The 20622-nt window shown below is 26.9% G+C and carries 18 protein-coding genes and 1 riboswitch; of the genes, 5 read left to right on the top strand and 13 right to left on the bottom strand.

Annotation, left to right across the window (positions count from 1 at the left end):
* Positions 1-145: 145 nt before the first annotated feature.
* On the top strand, positions 146-1654 hold the full coding sequence (locus ACYUEW_RS11780; RefSeq protein WP_003489535.1) for an MBL fold metallo-hydrolase RNA specificity domain-containing protein: 1509 nt from the start codon (positions 146-148) through the stop codon (positions 1652-1654).
* A 256-nt stretch (positions 1655-1910) separates the two neighbouring features.
* Here ACYUEW_RS11780 and gap read toward each other — a convergent pair whose 3' ends face one another.
* Complete coding sequence (gap, locus tag ACYUEW_RS11775) at positions 1911-2927, bottom strand: type I glyceraldehyde-3-phosphate dehydrogenase (protein ID WP_003489534.1); 1017 nt, start codon at positions 2925-2927, stop codon at positions 1911-1913.
* Positions 2928-3340: 413 nt separating this feature from the next.
* Between gap and gltX the strand changes: the two genes are divergently transcribed.
* The gene (gene gltX, locus ACYUEW_RS11770; RefSeq protein ID WP_265204359.1) at positions 3341-4798 is read left to right on the top strand and encodes a glutamate--tRNA ligase; all 1458 of its coding nucleotides are present in this window, start codon (positions 3341-3343) and stop codon (positions 4796-4798) included.
* Positions 4799-5012: 214 nt separating this feature from the next.
* On the opposite strand, the gene ACYUEW_RS11765 is transcribed toward gltX, so the two are convergent.
* The 3 genes from ACYUEW_RS11765 to ACYUEW_RS11755 form a co-directional block, all read right to left on the bottom strand.
* Complete coding sequence (locus tag ACYUEW_RS11765; protein ID WP_003489531.1) at positions 5013-5225, bottom strand: hypothetical protein; 213 nt, start codon at positions 5223-5225, stop codon at positions 5013-5015.
* Positions 5226-5434: 209 nt separating this feature from the next.
* Entirely contained in the window at positions 5435-6298 is an 864-nt protein-coding gene (locus ACYUEW_RS11760; RefSeq protein WP_003489529.1) for a YitT family protein, read from the bottom strand.
* Positions 6299-6539: 241 nt separating this feature from the next.
* On the bottom strand, positions 6540-7232 hold the full coding sequence (locus ACYUEW_RS11755; protein WP_085333211.1) for a FadR/GntR family transcriptional regulator: 693 nt from the start codon (positions 7230-7232) through the stop codon (positions 6540-6542).
* 155 nt (positions 7233-7387) lie between these two features.
* Here ACYUEW_RS11755 and ACYUEW_RS11750 point away from each other — a divergent pair, with 155 nt between their 5' ends.
* On the top strand, positions 7388-7909 hold the full coding sequence (locus ACYUEW_RS11750; RefSeq protein WP_003489525.1) for a TetR/AcrR family transcriptional regulator: 522 nt from the start codon (positions 7388-7390) through the stop codon (positions 7907-7909).
* A 26-nt stretch (positions 7910-7935) separates the two neighbouring features.
* On the opposite strand, the gene ACYUEW_RS11745 is transcribed toward ACYUEW_RS11750, so the two are convergent.
* The 9 genes from ACYUEW_RS11745 to ACYUEW_RS11705 form a co-directional block, all read right to left on the bottom strand.
* Entirely contained in the window at positions 7936-8565 is a 630-nt protein-coding gene (locus ACYUEW_RS11745; protein ID WP_042386411.1) for a ribonuclease H-like domain-containing protein, read from the bottom strand.
* Positions 8566-9135: 570 nt separating this feature from the next.
* On the bottom strand, positions 9136-10302 hold the full coding sequence (locus tag ACYUEW_RS11740; protein ID WP_163200683.1) for a M20 family metallopeptidase: 1167 nt from the start codon (positions 10300-10302) through the stop codon (positions 9136-9138).
* Positions 10303-10529: 227 nt separating this feature from the next.
* Positions 10530-11342 carry a MetQ/NlpA family ABC transporter substrate-binding protein gene (locus tag ACYUEW_RS11735; protein ID WP_003489519.1) on the bottom strand — a complete coding sequence of 271 codons (813 nt, stop codon included), beginning with the start codon at positions 11340-11342 and terminating at the stop codon, positions 10530-10532.
* Positions 11343-11530: 188 nt separating this feature from the next.
* Entirely contained in the window at positions 11531-12343 is an 813-nt protein-coding gene (locus ACYUEW_RS11730; protein ID WP_460276828.1) for a MetQ/NlpA family ABC transporter substrate-binding protein, read from the bottom strand.
* A gap of 51 nt (positions 12344-12394) precedes the next feature.
* Entirely contained in the window at positions 12395-13036 is a 642-nt protein-coding gene (locus ACYUEW_RS11725; RefSeq protein WP_003489516.1) for a methionine ABC transporter permease, read from the bottom strand.
* A gap of 1 nt (position 13037) precedes the next feature.
* Positions 13038-13994 (bottom strand): methionine ABC transporter ATP-binding protein, encoded by a 957-nt coding sequence (locus ACYUEW_RS11720; RefSeq protein WP_460276827.1) that lies wholly within the window; start codon positions 13992-13994, stop codon positions 13038-13040.
* Between the two features lie 104 nt (positions 13995-14098).
* Positions 14099-14201, bottom strand: a riboswitch (SAM riboswitch).
* 229 nt (positions 14202-14430) lie between these two features.
* The gene (locus ACYUEW_RS11715) at positions 14431-16014 is read right to left on the bottom strand and encodes a chitinase (protein WP_460276826.1); all 1584 of its coding nucleotides are present in this window, start codon (positions 16012-16014) and stop codon (positions 14431-14433) included.
* A gap of 915 nt (positions 16015-16929) precedes the next feature.
* A complete protein-coding gene (locus ACYUEW_RS11710; RefSeq protein ID WP_003489511.1) occupies positions 16930-17655 on the bottom strand; it encodes an HAD-IB family hydrolase in 726 nt (241 codons plus the stop codon).
* 220 nt (positions 17656-17875) lie between these two features.
* Complete coding sequence (locus ACYUEW_RS11705) at positions 17876-18271, bottom strand: PilZ domain-containing protein (RefSeq protein ID WP_003489510.1); 396 nt, start codon at positions 18269-18271, stop codon at positions 17876-17878.
* 326 nt (positions 18272-18597) lie between these two features.
* Between ACYUEW_RS11705 and ACYUEW_RS11700 the strand changes: the two genes are divergently transcribed.
* Positions 18598-18819: a FeoA family protein gene (locus tag ACYUEW_RS11700; RefSeq protein WP_003489509.1), complete on the top strand. Its 222-nt coding sequence runs from the start codon at positions 18598-18600 to the stop codon at positions 18817-18819.
* Between the two features lie 14 nt (positions 18820-18833).
* Positions 18834-20597 (top strand): ferrous iron transport protein B, encoded by a 1764-nt coding sequence (gene feoB, locus ACYUEW_RS11695; RefSeq protein ID WP_003489508.1) that lies wholly within the window; start codon positions 18834-18836, stop codon positions 20595-20597.
* Positions 20598-20622 lie beyond the last annotated feature (25 nt).

The raw sequence follows: 20622 nt of genomic DNA, 5'->3' as shown, positions 1-20622 counted from the left end.
ATATATATATGCTATGAAATAAAATAATATGAATAATTATTTATATTATTTTTAAATACATATATATTTTTCAATAAAATAGTATTAAAATATTATTAAAATATTCTTACAAGTATTAATTAATCATTAGAACAGGAGGGGTTATATGGAAATAAAATTCTTAGGAGCAGCTTGTTGTGTAACAGGTTCCTGCCACTTATTAAAAATAAAGGATAAAAATATTCTTTTAGATTGTGGTACTTATCAAGGCAAAGACGAGGTCGGAGATAGAAATTATTCTTTTAAATTCGATGTTAAAGATATAGACTGTGTAATACTCTCTCATGCTCATATAGATCACAGTGGCCGAATTCCTCTTTTATATAAACTAGGCTATAGAGGGAAAGTTATCTCTACTAAAGCTACTGCAGACCTATGTTCCATTATGCTTCCTGACAGCGGCCATATATTAGAATCAGAAGTTGAATGGAAAAACAGAAAAAGAATTCGTAGTGGTCTAGACCCTATAGAACCTTTATATACTTTAAAAATAGCTCAAATGAGTACATCTCTTTTTGAAGGTTACAATTACAATGAATATATAGAAATATTCCCTAACCTTAAAATAAGATTTTTAGATTCTGGTCATCTTTTAGGCTCTGCTATAACTGAATTATATATAACTGAAAATGATAAGGAATTTAAAATTGTTTATTCCGGTGATCTAGGCAATACAAATTTACCTATACTAAAAGATCCTGTTCAAGTAGATTATGCAGATTATCTGCTAATGGAAACAACCTATGGAAATAGAGTTCATGATAACATAAATTCTCAATTAAAGCAATTAATTCATATTATAAAGGATACCTTTAAAAGAGGAGGTAATGTTATTATTCCTTCCTTTGCTGTGGGTAGAACTCAAGAGGTAATATACGCATTAAATAAATATGTGGAAAGTAATATATTAAAAAATATCAAAGTCTACGTAGATAGCCCTTTAGCTTCAGAAGCTACTAAGATATTTAATGAATACACCATTGACTTTGATGAAGATGCTCAAAAATTATTAAACAAAGGTGATAATCCTCTAGAATTTAATGGTCTTTACTTTACTAATTCTCCTCAAGAATCTATGGAATTAAATAAAATAAAAACCGGTGCTATTATAATATCTGCTAGTGGTATGTGTGAAGCTGGTAGAATTCGTCATCATCTCAAACATAATCTTTGGAGAAAAGAGTGTTCTATAGTATTTGTAGGCTATCAAGCTGAGGGGACTTTAGGACAAAAAATATTAAGTGGCGCTAAAAAAGTAAAATTATTTGGTGAAGAAATTGCTGTAAATGCTGAAATATATAATCTACCATCATTATCTGGTCATGCTGACAAAAACGGTCTATTAAATTGGTTAGAAAGCTTTAGAGAAAAACCTAAGGAAGTTATACTAATCCATGGTGAAAAAGATTCAAGAGACTACTTTAGAAATCTATTAATTGAAAAAAACTACAATACTTTTTGTCCTAATATAGGTGATATATATTCAAGCGAATTTAAAGGTCAAAGGAAAAGTGAGATTAAAAATAAAATAACTAATTTATTATCTTCTATCGAAGATATAGACTCATTAAATAAAGAAGATCTATTAAACTTGATTAAAAAAGAAATATATTAAAAAGAAATATATTAAAAACAAAACCATTATATCCATTAAATTTTAAAACTACCTATATATTAAAAAATATTAAAAAGAAAGAGGCTGTCTCAAAATAAATTTAAATTTATTTTGAGATAGTCTCCTTTAATCTTATTTTACATTATATAAATATAAGAAGTTAAATAACATAATGTTATTATAAATATAAATAATTACTTTATAAAAGAGGTACTTATATATAAAAAATTAATTTATATAAGCTAATTAGTTATTTTTATTTCATAAATTTAGCTACATAATTAACTAAATCTACAGTTCTACAGGAATATCCCCATTCATTATCATACCAAGACACAACTTTAACCATGTCGTCTTCTAAAACCATAGTAGATAATCCATCTACTATAGAAGATCTAGGATCTCCTTTGTAGTCTACTGAAACTAGTGGTTCTTCTGAATATCCTAAAACGCCCTTCATTTCACCCTCTGCTGCTTTTTTAAATGCTGCATTAATCTCTTCAGCAGTTACTTTAGTTTTTAATTCACAAACTAAATCTGTTAAAGATACTGTTGGTGTTGGAACTCTTAAAGCAAATCCATTTAATTTACCTTTAAGACTCGGTAAAACTTTAGCTACTGCCTTTGCAGCTCCTGTAGTAGTTGGTATTATTGATTCTGCTGCAGCTCTTGCTCTTCTTAAATCTTTATGAGTTTTATCTAATATTCTTTGGTCATTTGTATAAGAATGTACTGTTGTCATTAAACCTCTAACTATACCAAAATTATCGTCAAGTACTTTAGCAAAAGGAGCTAAACAATTTGTAGTACAAGATGCATTTGAAATTATATTATGCTCTTCTGGATTATATTCATTTTCATTTACTCCTAAAACTATAGTTATATCTTCATTTTTCCCTGGTGCTGTGATTATAACTTTTTTAGCTCCAGCTTCTATATGCTTCATAGCTTTTTCCCTATCTTTAAATATTCCTGTAGATTCTATAACTATATCTACTCCAAGTTCTTTCCAAGGTAAATTTTCGGGATCATTTTCTCTAAATATTTTTATTTCTTTTCCATTTACTTTCATTTTATCATTAGAAATTATTTCTACTTCTCCATTAAATCTTCCGTAGCAGGAGTCGTATTTAAATAGATGTACTAATGTTTCAGTAGTTGCTCTTGCATTTAATGCTACTATTTCTACATCTTCTGGGAATTTGTCCTGTGCTATTCTTAATACTGCTCTTCCTATTCTTCCAAAACCATTTAGTCCAACTTTTATACCCATTGTTTTTTCCCCCTATTAATATATTATTTAAATAATCTTTAAAATACTTTATTTATAATTCATTAAACCAATATATATGTTGTATAATTTCTTATCATATATTATTTGTATGTACTATTTAATCATATGTGCTATATTATTTATAACAATTTTATAGATATAAGTCAACACATTAATATGAAAACCTATACAATGTATCCTTGATATATTTTATAATATCTCTTTTTTTCTTTATTTTTCTTTATTTTTTATAAATCCTATAAATATGTCCTTTCATAACTATATATAATGTACATAATTCTTGACATTAAATAGGCCTTGTTATAAAATTTACTTATAAAATGAATTTTTACCTTTCGTCCTAGTGATGAAAGGTTTTATTTATAAATATTTTTTAAATAGGAGTGAAAGCAATGACAAACAAAGTCAGAACAAGATTCGCACCAAGTCCAACAGGTTATATGCATGTTGGTAACTTAAGAACTGCTTTATATGCTTATTTAATAGCAAAGCACGATAATGGTGATTTTATATTAAGGATTGAGGATACAGATCAAGAAAGATTAGTAGAGGGTGCTTTAGATGTTATATATAATACTCTAGAAATTACTGGTCTTAGCCACGATGAAGGTCCAGATATTGGCGGCCCTGTTGGTCCATATGTTCAAAGTGAAAGAAGAAATATATACATAGAATATGCTGAAAAGCTAATAGAGAAAGGAGAAGCATACTACTGTTTCTGTTCAAAAGACAGATTAGATATGCTAAGGGCTAATTCAGAAGCTTTAAAAAGACCTTTCAGATATGACAAACACTGCATAGATCTTTCTAAAGAAGAAATTGATAAAAAAATAGCTGAAGGTATTCCATATGTTATAAGACAAAAAAATCCAACTACTGGATCAACTTCTTTCCATGATGAAATTTATGGAGATATTTCCGTAGATAATTCTGAATTAGATGATATGATTTTAATAAAATCCGATGGACTTCCAACATATAATTTCGCTAATGTAGTAGATGACCATCTTATGGGAATAACTCACGTAGTACGTGGAAGTGAATATTTATCATCTTCTCCTAAATATAATAGACTATATGAAGCTTTTGGTTGGGATGTTCCAATATACGTTCATTGCCCACCAATAATGAAAGATGAACATCATAAATTAAGTAAGAGAAATGGCGATGCTTCTTTCGAAGATCTAATGGCTAAAGGTTACTTAAAAGAAGCTATCTTAAACTATATAGCTTTACTTGGATGGAACCCAGGTGGAGAAAAAGAAGTCTTTTCTATGGAAGAATTAATAGAAGCCTTTAATTACAGAAATATAAATAAAGCTCCCGCAGTTTTTGATACAAAAAAATTAAAATGGATGAACGGAGAATATATAAGAGCTTTATCTTTAGATAAATTCCATGAAATGGCTCTTCCTTATTATAAAGAAGCTTTAACTAAAGACTTAGATACTAAAAAAATAAGTGAACTTTTACACACTAGAGTGGAGGTTTTAAATGAAATTCCTGAACAACTAGATTTCTTTAATGATCTTCTTGAATACTCAGAAGAAATGTATATTCATAAAAAAATGAAAACAACTTATGAAAATTCATTAAAAAGCTTAGAAGAAGTTCTTCCTAAATTAGAAAGCTTAGAAGACTGGACTTTTGAAAATATTAAAGAAGTATGTATGAATTTAGTTAAAGAACTTGAAGTTAAAAATGGTGTAGTTTTATGGCCTATAAGAACAGCAGTTTCTGGAAAACAATTCACTCCTGGTGGAGCTTTTGAAATAGCTGATATATTAGGTAAAGAAGAAACTATAAAAAGAATAAAAATAGGAATAGAAAAGCTTAAAGCTTTACAATAAAATTATGTTTTATATTTAAAAATTGTAATAAATACATTAAGAAAAATCTCAGCTAATTATAGCTGAGATTTTACTTTTTTATATTTTTTTCATTTTTTATAAATATTTAAATTTAAATTTGAAATACTATATAATATTAAGAATATTATTTTTGAAATTTTGTTTATATATATCTAAATTTGAAATACTATATAATATTAAAAAATCTTTCTTTTTAAATTTTGTTTATATATATATTATTAACTTCTTTTTCTGGTCTTAATTTTACTCTTTTTTTAATTTTGTTTGAGCCATCTTCTTTTTCTTCTATTAATACTAAATTACTTTTATTTTTAACTATTTTATTTTCATTTAAACATTTATTAGTAAATGGTATTAATAACATAATAGTTATTAAAAATGAACTTATAAGTTTTAGTGAGCTCATAATATCACCTCTTAAGTTTATTATGGCTCTTTTAAAACATATTATATTATGTAACTAGGTGAAAGCTAGTTAAAAATTGTACTCGTAATTAACTATTAACTTTTAATCAATATATGTGTATTAATAGTTAAGGTTTTCTTTGGTTATTGATAACATTAATTCAATTATAATAAGAAAATAATATAATTTAATCCAGATATTTCAAAATATTATAAAGAAACTTTTTTAAATCCTCTACCCTCTACTTCTGAAGCATCTAATATAGATATAAAGGCACCTTCATCTATATCTTTAACTATTAGTTTTAATTTTGGTAATTGAGATAAAGATACTACACAATATAGGACCTTTTTATCCTTTTTTGTGTAAGCTCCCTTCGCATATAAAAAAGTTACTCCTCTATTTAATTCATTCATTAAAACTTTACTTACATCCTCTTCTTTTTCAGTTATTATAAGTATAAGCTTTTGTCTATTAAATCCCTTTATAACTTTATCTACTAAATAAGAAGCTATATACATAGATACCAAAGTATACAATGCGCTAGTTAAGCCAAATATACATGCAGATATAGAAACTATTATAAAGTTAACTATAAACGTTATAGTTCCTATATCGAAATTTCCGTATTTCTTTTTTATAAGTGCAGATACTATATCTAAACCGCCAGTAGAACCATGATTGCTAAATACAATTCCAACACCTATACCATTTAAAACACCTCCATATAATCCCAACAAAAGTATATCATTTACTTGTATTGTATTCTTTAAAGGTTCCGTTAGTATAAGTCCTACTGAAAGAGCTATAGTTCCAATTAAGGATAAAAATGTGAATTTTTTATTTACTTTCTTATAACTTAAAAAGAATAAAGGTATATTTAAAATTAAAAGTGAGTAAGCCGCAGGAAAACCTGTAACATATTGAATAATTAAAGTTATACCTGAAAGTCCACCACTTAATAAATTAGCATGAATTAGAAACATATTAATACCTAAAGCTGCTATGAGTGATCCTATAATAACCATTACTATATCTTTAATAATATATTTATTTAATGCTTTAAAGCCCATAATTTTACTCCTCCTGCTCTCATATATTAAAGATTTATTTTATTGTATATGCTTTATGGTAACTACGTTTTTTAATATAAATACTATGCACCATACCATTTATATTTTTAAAATTATTATGTCAGTAATAATTAACTTAATTAACCCATATTAATAATAACTTATAAAAAGTTAATATCAATTTTATTTTAAACTTAAAAACTAATATTAACTTCTCCTATATTTTATATAATTTTATTTTCTATACTTCCAAAAATTTGCCACTAAACTCCAAATGTTCTTTCATTAATTTGGAAGCTAATTCACTATCCTTTTCTTTTAAAGCTAAATATATTTTTTCATGTTGATCTACTAGTTCTTTTTTGTTTTCAACATTTTTCATAATTTTATACCTAGCATTTTTTATTAAAGAATCTATAAGAGTTGAACAAGAATTGATTATATTTAAAAGTATAAAATTATTAGATGCTTGGGCTATTTCATAGTGAAAATTCTTATCTAAATTTACAAGAATCTTTTCATCTTCACTATTTTTAAATTCATATATTATGTATTCTAACCTTTTTAACTGGTCTTTAGTAATTCTTTTAGCTGCTAATGCTGCTGCCTCAACTTCTATTATTCTTCTTACCTCAATTATGTCCTCTTTATTGCTCCTTTCTAGCATAAAAACTAAAGACAAAGGTTCAAATAAGCTGTTATCAAAATTGTCCCTAATAAAATTTCCTTCTCCCTGCTTACACTTAATTAGTCCAACTATTTCTAAAGCTCTTAAAGCCTCTCTTATAGATGTTCTACTAACCTTTAGTTGATCCACTAGTTCTCTTTCAGAAGGTAGCTTATCTCCTTTTTGTAAATTCCCAGATATAATCATTGTTTTTATTTGTTCTATTACTTGCTCATATACTTTAGCATTTTTTATTGGTATAAACATTATATAATCCCTTTCTTTATAAAAATTATATAGTTAAATATATAACTTTAGTATACCACATTATTTACAACATATTAAAAAGGAAATAAAAATTGTGGATTTTAAATATAATGAACCTTATAATATAATCATGACATTTAGGAGGGATTTATATTATGCCTAAAATATTAAAAAATATTAGAGAAAAACTACTGATAGAGGGTAGAAAAATTTTATTAGAAAAAAACTATGAGGAATTAAATATAAGAGATGTATGTAAAAACTGTAATATTGCTATAGGTACATTCTATAATTATTTTTCAAGTAAAGATCATTTAGTTCGTGAAATCTTTGCATCAGATTGGGAAAGATCTATTAAAATTATTGAAAAAATAAGATTGTCTGATGCTACTTTAAAAGAAAAGATTTATAATTTATATATTGAACTTGATAAATTTATAAATAAATATATATCTACATTTTACGTTTTGTCATTTAAAAAAGGGAGTGGACCATCTAATCATCCTAAAATATATAGTGAAATAAGCAAACTTATAGACTATGAAAAACAAAGAGGTACTATAGTAAATCCACTGGATTCTAATAAATTAGCCCAATTTATAATATATAATTTTGTCTGTTTAAACCAAAGCAAATATATATCCTTTGAGGAGTTATATTTGCTTCTAAATTTATAAACTAAGGAAAGGACTCTACACTTTCCTTAGTTTATAAATTTGTTCCATGTTGTGTATATATGAAATAAACTTACTACATCCTGTTCATTATACAACAATATTTTTTTCTTTTTATATTCCGGCATTCTATTTATATAGTCATCATCTTTTATTATTTTACTGAAGGTTTTAGCTAAATTCTGGCCACTTATTAGTTCCTTTTCTTCTCTTATTATATTGAATTCTTTTTCTAAATTTTTAAGGCCTATTGAAGATTTTTTCTCTTTTTCGTATTCTCTTTGCAGATCTATAGATTGAAAATATTCCTTTATATCAAAATCTATATCATACTTTTCAAAAAGATAATTTATAACTGTAAAATCATTATTTCCTGAAAAAGTAATTATATATTTTTTTTCTCCAGTTCTATATGCATTTTGAAAATATTTTTTGGCTAATTCTAATATGTTTTTTACATCCTTTTTTCCTTCTATCATATACTGGGTAACCTCTATAGCATTTTTTATACTATCATAGTAACAACAGCCAAAAACACCTACACATACTGGTTTTCTATATACATAGTGCTCTAAATCAAAAAATATAGCTTTTTTATACAATTCTTTGTTTTCATTAAAAATTAATTCATTCTCATCTGAAAAGTTACATAACTTCATTTCATTTCGTCGTGTTATCACCTTATCACTCTTTCTATTCAGCGTAAATTAGTATATATTATTTCCATAAACTTTATCTGTCATTTATGAAGTTTTAATAATTTATATACTTGCTTTAAAAATAAGTATACTAATTATAATATTTTTTTATTTTCCTTTAATATATTATTCTCATTCAATTATAACATCTTTCTTATTAAATTATCTTATCTTTTGTTATTTTTTTAAAAGCTATTTTGCACATATGAAAATATTCTTTAGATGAATTTAATTTTAAAAGCACAAATATAAAAAAATACACTTCATAAATCAAGTCATTTCGCTAAGAAGTTCTAAACTTACTTTCATTAAAAATTTTCTATTCTAGAAAAGTAACATACTTAAATTCAGCACTACTTTCCTTAGGTCCTGTAAGAAGTTGTGAAAATTTTTAATTTCAAAGATTAAGAACTCCTAAAGCTTATTCCTATGTTTATTACATGTATTTTTTATATTCTCTATATTAAAATTAAACCTATTTTGAACTCTATTCTATTATGCTTTATTAAAATTACTTGATTTTTAATATAACTAACAATTTAAAAAATCTAACGCATATTCACAATAAAGTTTTACCCCTATTTTTAAGGCCCTTTCATCTATGTTATATTTTTCATGATGCTGAGGATAATTAGCACCTAAAGTTTCATTTTCTACGCCTAAAAATGCTAAGGCTCCAGGTACTTTTTCTAGATAATATCCAAAATCTTCTGTAACCATATTTTTATTCATTTTATATATTTTATCTTTCCCTAAAATTTTATTTATAACCTGTTTTGTTCTATAAACAGATTTTTCATCATTTATAGTTACAGGCGTTGCAAATTTATAACTTAATTCCCCCCTAGCATTATAAATCCCTGTAGAATTTTTTAATATTCTTTCAATTATATTAGGTAGTTTTTCTCTAAGCGACATATTAAAACATCTAGATGTTCCTTCAATAATAGCTTCATTAGCTATCACATTAAATCTACTCCCTGCCTGTAATTTACCTATAGAAATTACTAAAGGTTCTAGGGGGTTTACTTCTCTACTTACTATACTTTGCAAATTCATCACAAAAGAAGAAGCAGCTAATACAGAATCTATGGTCTCATGAGGCATTGCCCCATGACCACCCTTACCTTTTATTTTTATTTTAAACACATCCGCAGAAGACATAATCGGCCCCTCTTCAATAGCTACCATACCATAGGGAACATTACTCCAAAGATGAATAGCAAAAGCATTATCTACTGAATCTAATACACCTGCTTTTATACAAGCTGCTGCTCCTTCTCCAACTTCTTCTGCTGGTTGAAATAATAATTTTATATTTCCTTTTACCTTATCTTTTATACTATTTAAAACTATTGCAGCTCCTAAAAGCATTGCCATGTGGCCATCATGACCACAAGCATGCATTATCCCCTTATTTTTAGATACATAATCAAAATTATTACATTCATTAACTTGAATAGCATCCATATCTGCTCTTAATAAAATAGTTTTTCCTGGCTCTTTTCCTTTTATGTTTACTAAAATACCTGTACTGGCTATACTCTCAAAAGGAATGCCAAATTTATTTAATTCACTCTTAATCTTTTTAGAAGTATTCTTTTCATCCCAACTGCATTCTGGATAAGAATGAAAATACCTTCTTAAATCTATTACATAATTCTCATATTCATCTGCTATTTTATTTACAATATCCATAATTATCACCTATTATATATGTCTTATGTAGCTTATAGCTAAGTAGACTTATTTTATTATAAAAACTTTATTCATTTAAGTGAGAAAATTGCATAATTCATTTTGAAATATAATTAATCAATATATTGCTCTAATATATTTTTTAAAACACAATGTTGTATGTGAATTTGAAACTTATTAATTATGCAATTTGCTCAAGTTATTATTTATGTTTTATAATCTAATTTTTAAAAAGCTGGAAGTATAGCTCCTTTATATTGTTCTTCAATATATTTTTTTATTTCTTCTGAATTAATAGCCTCGTCTAAAGCTTTTATATACTCTGCATTTTTATTTTCAGTCTTAACTACAATAACATTGGCATATGGTGAATCCTTTGATTCAATAGCAAGAGCGTCTTTTAATGGATTTAAATTTGCTGGAACAGCATAATTAGTATTTATAACTGCTGCATCCACATCACCTAAAGTTCTTGGAAGTTGGGCTGCATCTAATTCTTCTACTTTTATATTTTTAGGGTTTTTTGTAATATCCATCTTTGATACAAGTTCTCCTTCTTTTAGTTTAATAATGCCTTCTTTTTCTAATAATTTTAATGCCCTTGATCCGTTAGTTGGATCACTTGGTATTGATATAGTTGCTCCATTTTTTAGCTCTTTTAAATCCTTTATAGTCTTAGAATATACACCCATAGGTTCTAAATGAACTTTAACTGTGTATGATAAATCAGTTTTCTTCTCTTTATTAAACTCTTCTAAATATGGTATATGTTGATAAAAGTTAGCATCTATTTCACCATCTTGCAATGCAGTGTTTGGAGTAACATAATCCGTAAACTCTTTTATTTCTAAAGTGTATCCTTTTTTTTCTAAAATAGGTTTAACTTTTTTTAAAATTTCTGCATGAGGTTCCGGCGTTGCTCCAACTACAATTGTTTTCTTTTCTTTTGCCTCTTCTTTACTACTTCCACACCCTGTTAATGCTACTAATCCTAAAATTAAAGTTGTTGCTATAGCAATAGATAATATTTTCTTTTTCATTAATAATTCCTCCTTATTATTTTATAAGTTCTGTTAAGATTAATCCTATATTTGAAATATTTCTTAATAGCCTAATATTTTTTTTAATGTCAATATAAAATATTTTCTAATCACTGAAAGCTAGTGATATAAAATAATTAAACTAAAATTTTCTTAGATACTTCAAAAGATTTTAATACAATTAAATACTAAAATGTTGGAATTACAACACCTTTGTATTTTTCATTTATAAAGTCCTTTACTTCTTTAGATGTTAAAGCCTCTGAAAGTGCTTTTATGTGAGCTTTGTCCTTATCTCCTTTTCTAACAGCTATTACATTTGCATAAGGAGAATCTTTATCTTCAATTAATATAGAATCCTTTAAAGGATTTAATTTTGCCTCTATAGCATAGTTTGTATTTATTACCGCAGCATCTACATCATTTAATATTCTTGGTAATTGTGGTGCATCTATTTCCTCGATTTTTATATTCTTTTTATTTTCAGCTATATAACCCTTAGTTAAAGTATCTCCTTTTTTAAGTTTTATAAGTCCTGATTTTTCTAATAATCTCAGTGCTCTTGTTTCATTAGTAGGATCATTAGGAACTGCAATGGTAGCTCCATCTTTTAACCCCTCTAATTTTTTTGTTTTATTTGAATATAAAGCTAAAGGTGATATATAAATCTTTTTTACAGCCTCTAACTCTGTTTTCTTTTCTACATTAAAGTTATCTAAATAAGGTGTATGTTGAAAAAAGTTTGCATCTATTTCTCCATCATTTAAAGCAGTATTTGGAGTAACATAATCAGTAAACTCTTTTATTTCTAATTTATAGCCTTTTTTCTCTAATAAAGGCTGAGCCACTTTTAAAATTTCTCCTGCTGGTACTGGAGTTGCACCAACTACAATAGTTTTTTTATCATTAACTGTTTCTTTACTTTCTTTTGAAGAGCAACCTACCACTCCTAATGTTAAGAAAACTGATAATACTATTCCTAATAATCTTTTTTTATTCATAATTAGTTCCTCCTAAAATTTAAAATAATTTTTTAAATTTCTATATGATGCTTATTTATTTAATCTTTTGTAAAATACATTCCCTAAACTTTGTATTACCTGAACCAAAATTATTAATATAACTACTGTATATATCATAATATCTGTTTTAAATCTATAGTATCCGTACTTAATAGCTACATCTCCTAGTCCACCTCCACCTATAGCTCCTGCCATAGCTGAATATGCTACCACTGAAATTATAGTTAAAGTTATAGCCACAATCATAGAAGGCATAGATTCTTTTATTATTACTTTCAATATTATTTGAATATCACTAGCTCCCAAAGACTTAGCTGCTTCAATTACTCCTTCATCTACTTCCTTCATTGCAGATTCCAATACTCTAGTTGCAAAAGGTATTGCGGCTATTGTAAGAGGCACTATAGCTGCTGTAGTTCCAATGGTTTTCCCTACTATAGCTTTTGTAAAGGGAAGTATGGCTACCATAAGAATTATAAAAGGAAAGGATCTTAATAAATTAACAACAAAGTCTAAAGATTTATATATTACTTTATTAGGTTTTAGTCCTTTTTCGTCTGTAATTATAAGAATTATAGATGGTATAAATCCTAATAATATAGATAAAATAGTAGATATAGAAACCATATATAGAGTTTCCTTTAGAGCCTTAAATAACATATCTTGCAACATTTTATTGCACCTCCCAAACTATAGATTTTAAAGATAAATAATCACAAATTTTTTCTTTATTTTCCTTTGATACATTAATTACTAAATTTCCAAGAACATTTTCTCTAAACTTTTCTAGCTTACCCCAAACTATAGATATGTCTATATCTAATTCTCTTGCCATAGTAGTAATAATACTTTCATTGCTTAATTCCTTTGTAAAAAATATTTTTATATTTACCCCTTCTTTAGGCAATACTTCGTTTTCTCCTAATAATTTTTTTAGATGTTTGTCGGGGCTTAAAAACAATTCCTCTGAAAATCCTAAACTTTTTATTTTTCCTTTATCCATAATGGCTACTCTTTCACATATTTCTTTTATAACTTCCATTTGATGAGTTACTATAACTATTGTTATACTTAACTTTTCATTTATATCTTTTAATAAATTTAGTATATCTTTAGTTGTTTTAGGATCTAGAGCAGATGTAGCTTCATCACATAAAAGTATTTTAGGTTCTAAAGCTAATGCTCTAGCTATAGCTACTCTTTGCTTTTGTCCACCACTTAAATTATGAGGCTTTACATAGGCCTTGTCCTCAAGATCTACAAGTTTTAAAAGCTCCTTAACCCTATTGTTTATTTCATTTTTGCTCATTCCCCATATTTCTAAAGGTAATGCAATATTTTGAAAAACATTTTTTCTTTTTAATAAGTTAAAGCTTTGAAAAATCATACCTAAATCTTTTCTTAGAATTCTTAATTGTTTTTTACTTAATTCATCTATTTTTTCACCATTTATTTTTATGCTCCCTTCCTCATAGGATTCTAATCCATTTAGGCATCTTAACAATGTAGATTTTCCAGCACCACTATGCCCTACTATCCCAAAAACTTCTCCTTCTTTTATAGATAAACTTATATCTTCTAATATTACTTTGTCTTTTATTATTTTCTTTAAATTAGAAACCTCTATCAATTTTTATCCCTCCAGTAAAATTACATATCTATATCTATTTGGCCAAATAGAATAAAATAAAAAAATAAGCTAGAGAAAAATCTCTAGCTTTAATAAGCGAAATTTTCTCATCTTCCAGTTAAATCTGCAGGATTTAGCACCATGTATAAAATATATACTGGTTGCCGGGTTTCATAGGGCCAGTCCCTCCACCGCTCTTGATAAGAACGAATATATTCAGTTTTATTAACTTATTATTTAGCATGATAAACCATATTTGACAACTTGTCAATAGTAATTTTAAAATATATTTACTCATTTTTATAATTTTTCCGCTAAAATCCTTATATAAAGTGTTTTTTTATTTCTTAAAATAAAATATTGAGTTAGAGAAAAATACACCTCTAACTCAATATATTTTAATAATTTATATATTTAAGTTTATCAATACTTTATCTTATTCTGCTAGTTTCCAAGGAGTATCCCATGAATTTTCTACTTTTGTATCTGGAGCAAAACCTTTTGTCCACCATTTTGCTATATAAATCTTTCCTTTATAGCTAACTTTATCTCCTTCATAATATTCTTTGTTAGGAGTATATGCAGCGATTTCTCCTGTCTGTTCCCCATCTTTACCATCCTCTGGATCTACTGGATCAGTTGTACCTGGTTTTTCTGGTATTTCTGTACCATTATCTGAATCTCCTATTAGTTCCCATGGTGTATCCCAGGAATTTTGTACTGCTGTATCTGGTGCAAAGCCTTTTGTCCACCATTTAGCTTGATAAACCTTTCCTTTATAGCTAACTTTATCTCCTGCCCAATATTCTTGTTGTGGCTTATATGCAGGAACACCTTCTACTTCTCCTCCATCTTCACCATCGCCTGGTTCTTCTGGGTCAGTTGTACCTGGCTCTTCTATTATTTCTGTACCATCATTTGAATCATATTTTGAAAGTATTTTACCAAATTCAAATTTTTCTTGTACTATAGAACTATCAGTTATAGATACATAATCTGTTGCGCCTTTAGGATTTTGATAATCTCTGTTGACAGACCACATACCTATTAATCTCATTCCTACAGTTTTACCAAAGCTCACAGCCTCTCTTGCTTCATTTTGATCAAGTATACTTCCACTATAATCTAAACCATTCATAGGAGTTACTCCTATCATTTTCCAAATTTCTTTATCAGACTTTTGTATATTAGCTTGTGTGTATATATTCTTTAATTGTTTATGAACGCTTTTAGCTGATTCAATAACTAAATCTCCCATAGTTCCATCTGGAGCCTTCTGTCCAAAACACATAGTCATTACATTTACTCCGCTTAGCTGGACACCATTTTTAACAGCACTCTTTACTACATCCACACCATTAGTCATCCCTGAAGGCAATACAGGTAATGTATACCATATTTCAAGTGGATGATTTTCAGCTTTAAGTTCCTTTTGAAGTAACGCAATAGCCTGTGAACGCCTTTCTATAGAAGCGGTATCAGCTGTCCAAGCTCCTTCAATGTCAAAATCTACATGAGTTAATCCATAATCTTTAATTATTTTCTTATATGCATCTTTTAATTTATTAACATCTTTAATTGATGCTGCTAATGGGGTATTAGCTTCTCCTCCAAAGGAAACCATTACATCTCCACCCATTTGTCTTAAAGCTTTAATTTCTTTTAATAATCCTCCTCCTTGATAATCTGTAGGTCCTTCTTCCATATCATAATAAGTTCCCCAGGAAGGTTGTCCATTTTTATCAACTACAAATCCTAATATAAAATGTTTAGTTCCTGTAGTCTTTGCATATTCAGTAAGTGAAAACACAGGATATGAACAAGCATCTACATAAGGAGCGAAAACAGTAGATCCCCAATATTCTTGTCCCACTCCTATATTAGTAGCTATTTTAGATTGTACACTGTTGATTCCTACCTCTTTAGCTTGTACTACATTTTTCCCTGTAAAAACTGATACAGTGGCTCCTGAAGCTACCAATACGGATAAAATAATTGCAGTAATTTTTCGTGATTTCATTGTATCTACCCCCATATTATTAATATTTTTTTGATTTTTCATAAGTTGATACGGAACTAACAGTTGAAAGTATCGTAGTTCCCATTAACACACTAATGATAAATTTCTTTATGTGTACTTACCACCTAATAAATTTATTTTTAATGCCTTCTTACTTATGAACGCATTAATTCACATAAATTTTAAAATGCTAACCTAAAATTTAATAAAAATATTTAGATTTTCTAATTATTGAATTCCATGCATATTTATTTGATAATATAAAGTCTATTTTCTACTAGAACTGACTATACTCAAATATAATACTTAATTTTTTTAAATTTATTTTAACTTTTTTAGAATCATATCATATGATTATACAATTTTTCAATGTAAGTGGTACAACTAGCATCTATATTGGAATAAATGTTTTCTAACCTGTTAGTTTTACAATTAGCTAATTAATATTTATATTACATAATTTACCTCGTTAAAAAATACACAAACCTTAATACATTTTATAATTATTTTTAAAATAAACTTAGTGCTAATTTTCTTTTATGTTATCAATTAACGATATCTCTACTATCTTAAAGATAAAATAAAATTTTTTTTATAAAATTAGTTAATATAAATAACTCTTACTTTAAAAATAATAATTCTGCCCAATTATTATATATTATGTAAATAGAAACATAAACGTTAATAAAATAATTTATAATATTTATTTTGTCATCCTAAAGTTAATCTTTAATTTTGGACATCATTTTTAATAAAAATTATCCAAAATTATAATGAAAACACGCTTTACTATAAATCTAAAAAATAGAGATTAGTCAATTTTAAAATTAACTAATCCCTCTAAATATATAAAACTTCATATATATTTTTATTTCAAAAAATTTAAAATTTATTTGTCAAGTTACCTGTTCTTTATTACCATAAATTAATAGATTCTGGTGTTAATTTATATACCATATCTTTTCTTTCTACTATTATTTTCGTCTTTTCTTTTACATTTTCATCCTCTACTACCTTCTGAATTAATTCCTTTGTAGGATTAACACAAACAGGATTTTCTACCATTTTAAACATAGAAAAATCTCCAGAAGTATCTCCATAAGCATAACTTTTCTTCAAATCTATATCGTATTTTTCTACCAATTCATTTATAGCCTTTCTCTTACTGTCACTATCCCACATAGGAATAACATCCCCTGTATAAATACTTTCTTTATTAAGTACATATTGAGCTCCTCTAAAATCATCAAATCCATACTTAGATGCCATTTCTTTTACTAGTTCATAGGGACTTCCTGATATAGTTATTATTTTATGTCCTTGCTGCTTATGCCATTTAATACTATCTCTAGTAAAGGTATATACTCTATCACCCTTTTGTTCTACTACTTTCTTTGCAATAAATTCTATTTGGGATTTATGCAATCCTTTAATAGCTTCTATATATATATCTGCCATTTTTAAAAGATAATTATCATAATTACCCTGTCTTTTATCCCATTTAATATATTCTGGTCTTACTTCGTTATACCATCTTTCTGGCTCTATAACCTCATATTTTACTAATTTTTTAAAAACCTCTGTTATAAGTCCTTCTCTGTATAAAGTTCCATCAATATCAAAAAATGCTGCAATGTTCATAATAAACCTCCTTAACTACTTAATGCTCAATAAAAATTCACTTTAAATATTGTTGAATCTAATTATTAGTTTTTATCTATTATATGCTTTATATAAAAAAAGAAAAAGGGGTTAAGCCTTTTTCTTTTATTTAAATTAGCTCATCCAATTACTTACAATAATAAAACTATTAGTTACAACAACGCAATTCTTTTAATGAAACTTTACCTTAATCTAAGAATTACTTAATAGACAATACATATTTTTCTATGTCTCTCATTTGTTCTAATGTTAAAGATAAAAACTCACATCCTACTATAAAATAACCTTCATAGGTTTCTATCCTTCTTACTATAGCCATACACCAAAAGGAAGGTTTTTCTGATAACCTTAAAGAAAAGTTTATAAAATCATCTTCCTTTAGCTCCATTTTAGTTTTTAATCTAACTCCAAATTTAGATATATCTACAACTTCCATTTTGGCTAAATCTTCACCATAATTCTCATATATACTTTTATTATTTACTCTAGGATAGTATATATATATATTGCATTCTTTTCTTTTAGCTTTTCTCTTTTCATCGTCTTTTATATAAATATATTCACTGCTTTTATATATATTTTGTTTTTTTCTCAACTTATTTCACCTCTATAATTTAGCCCCTTAAACTTTACCATACAGCTTAAATAATTAAAATTATATTAGACATATTATATAATTATTATATCATTTAATAAAACCAAACATCTATTTGTTGTTTTTTACAGAATTTTCAGTTTTTATAAAAATCAAATGTAAATTTTATTTTCATATTATAATTTAATATTTTCCCTATAAATCTCCAATATTTATTCTACTCAAAACCTAATATTATTGTTATAAATTAAATTGACTTTCATTATTCTTGATGCTAAAATATTATTATAAATATTGATAACTATTTTCAACAAGGAGTGAATATTATGAGTATCTGTGAATTATTACCTGGCCAAACTGCTAAGATTTCTAGTATTTCTGGCAACGAAAAATTAGTCAAAAGACTAATGGCATTAGGCTGTATCGAAGGCACAGAAATATCCTTAAAAAAAAGGGCCCCTTTAGGAGACCCCATACTAATAAATTTAAGAGGATTTGATTTAGCTATAAGAAAAAAAGATGCTAAATTTATATCTGTAGATAAATAGACTGGAGGACAAATATGATAACAACCGCATTACTTGGTAATCCTAATGTAGGTAAAACCTCCCTTTTTAATCAACTTACCGGCTCTAATCAATATGTTGGAAACTGGGCGGGTGTAACAGTAGAAAAAAAGGAAGGTTTGGTTAATGATTCTATTAAAATTGTGGATTTACCTGGCATATATGCCATGGATACCTTTTCTAATGAGGAAAAAGTATCTAAGAATTTTCTCATCAATGGAAATGTTGATGTAATAATTGATATTGTAGATGCTTCAAATTTGGATAGAAATCTATACTTAACTACCCAATTAAAACAATTTAATAAACCTATTATTTTAGTGCTTAACATGATAGATGTAGCGGAAAATAAAGGCATAAAAATAAATTATGATATTTTATCTAAAGAACTTAATGTTAAAGTTATTCCTATAATAGCCTCAAAGGGTATAGGAATTGATAAACTAATAGAAACTTTAGAAAATAAAACTTTTTTAAGTTACAAAGATAACAATGATTATAATTTTGAAAGTGAAAGAGATGCTTATAAATTCATTGGTAATATTTTCGAAAAAGCAGTTACTTTAGAAGAAAAAAAGACTATTTCTAATACGGATAAAATTGATAAAATAGTCCTTAATCCAGTACTTGCCTATCCCCTATTTTTAGGAATATTATATATTATATTTAAGTTCACCTTTAACTGGGTAGGTACACCTTTAGCGGACTATATAGATGCCTTATTAAATGATAGTTTAATACCTTACCTAGGTACTTTATTAGCAAGCACAGCTCCTTGGTTTAAATCTTTATTATTAGATGGTATAGTAGCTGGGGTTGGCTCTGTAATAGTATTTCTACCTGTAATCCTTACTTTGTTTTTGGGTATATCCTTTTTAGAAGATAGTGGCTATATGGCAAGGGCAGCCTTTATAATGGACAAGCTAATGAGAAAAATGGGACTTTCCGGTAAAGCTTTTATACCTATGGTAGTTGGTTTTGGTTGTTCTGTACCTGGAATAATGTCTGCTAGAACCTTAGAAAGTGAAAGAGATAGAAAACTTACCGCATTATTGGTTCCTTTAATGTCCTGTAATGCTAGATTGCCTGTTTATGCTCTATTTGCTTCTGTATTTTTTTCAGGCCATGAAACTTCTATAGTTTTTTCTTTATATATTTTGGGAATACTATTAGCATTTATAATAGGACTTCTATTTAAAAACACTTTATTTAAAAAAGATGAAGAACCTTTTATAATAGAACTTCCTGAATATAAAATGCCTGAATTTAAAAATTTAATGCTTCATACATGGGATAAGGGTAAAGGATTTTTGAAAAAAGCTGGAACTATAATATTCTCAATTTCAGTTATTGTTTGGTTACTTTCTAATTTTAATTTTTCTGGAATGGTAGACATAAATGAAAGCTTTTTAGCCTCCCTAGGTAGAGTTTTATCACCTATCTTTAAACCATTAGGTTTTTCAGGATGGCAAACTTCTGTCTCCTTGTTAACAGGTCTTATGGCTAAAGAAGTTATTGTTGGAACTATGGGCGTTATATATGGTGGAGATTTAAAAGTTACTCTTTTAAATCATTTTAGTCCATTATCTGCTTATTCTTTCTTAGTTTTTGTTTTATTATATACTCCTTGTGTATCTGTAGTAGCTACTATGAGAAAAGAATATGGCTCTAAAATGGCTTTATTTTCTGTTACTTATCAGATTATATTAGCATGGATTATATCTTTCTTAATATACAACGTAGGTGCTTTAATCATATAATTTAAAAAGAAGGTGATTAAATACC

The sequence above is a fragment of the Clostridium sp. CTA-1 genome (assembly GCF_054768215.1).
This window is presented reverse-complemented; position numbering and strand designations above follow the sequence as displayed.

Coding starts and splice junctions, on each gene's coding strand:
- ACYUEW_RS11780 (WP_003489535.1), top strand. CDS start 146: ATGGAAATAAAATTCTTAGGAGCAGCTTGTTGTGTAACAGGTTCCTGC.
- gap (WP_003489534.1), bottom strand. CDS start 2,927: ATGGGTATAAAAGTTGGACTAAATGGTTTTGGAAGAATAGGAAGAGCA.
- gltX (WP_265204359.1), top strand. CDS start 3,341: ATGACAAACAAAGTCAGAACAAGATTCGCACCAAGTCCAACAGGTTAT.
- ACYUEW_RS11765 (WP_003489531.1), bottom strand. CDS start 5,225: ATGAGCTCACTAAAACTTATAAGTTCATTTTTAATAACTATTATGTTA.
- ACYUEW_RS11760 (WP_003489529.1), bottom strand. CDS start 6,298: ATGGGCTTTAAAGCATTAAATAAATATATTATTAAAGATATAGTAATG.
- ACYUEW_RS11755 (WP_085333211.1), bottom strand. CDS start 7,232: ATGTTTATACCAATAAAAAATGCTAAAGTATATGAGCAAGTAATAGAA.
- ACYUEW_RS11750 (WP_003489525.1), top strand. CDS start 7,388: ATGCCTAAAATATTAAAAAATATTAGAGAAAAACTACTGATAGAGGGT.
- ACYUEW_RS11745 (WP_042386411.1), bottom strand. CDS start 8,565: ATGAAGTTATGTAACTTTTCAGATGAGAATGAATTAATTTTTAATGAA.
- ACYUEW_RS11740 (WP_163200683.1), bottom strand. CDS start 10,302: ATGGATATTGTAAATAAAATAGCAGATGAATATGAGAATTATGTAATA.
- ACYUEW_RS11735 (WP_003489519.1), bottom strand. CDS start 11,342: ATGAAAAAGAAAATATTATCTATTGCTATAGCAACAACTTTAATTTTA.
- ACYUEW_RS11730 (WP_460276828.1), bottom strand. CDS start 12,343: ATGAATAAAAAAAGATTATTAGGAATAGTATTATCAGTTTTCTTAACA.
- ACYUEW_RS11725 (WP_003489516.1), bottom strand. CDS start 13,036: ATGTTGCAAGATATGTTATTTAAGGCTCTAAAGGAAACTCTATATATG.
- ACYUEW_RS11715 (WP_460276826.1), bottom strand. CDS start 16,014: ATGAAATCACGAAAAATTACTGCAATTATTTTATCCGTATTGGTAGCT.
- ACYUEW_RS11710 (WP_003489511.1), bottom strand. CDS start 17,655: ATGAACATTGCAGCATTTTTTGATATTGATGGAACTTTATACAGAGAA.
- ACYUEW_RS11700 (WP_003489509.1), top strand. CDS start 18,598: ATGAGTATCTGTGAATTATTACCTGGCCAAACTGCTAAGATTTCTAGT.
- feoB (WP_003489508.1), top strand. CDS start 18,834: ATGATAACAACCGCATTACTTGGTAATCCTAATGTAGGTAAAACCTCC.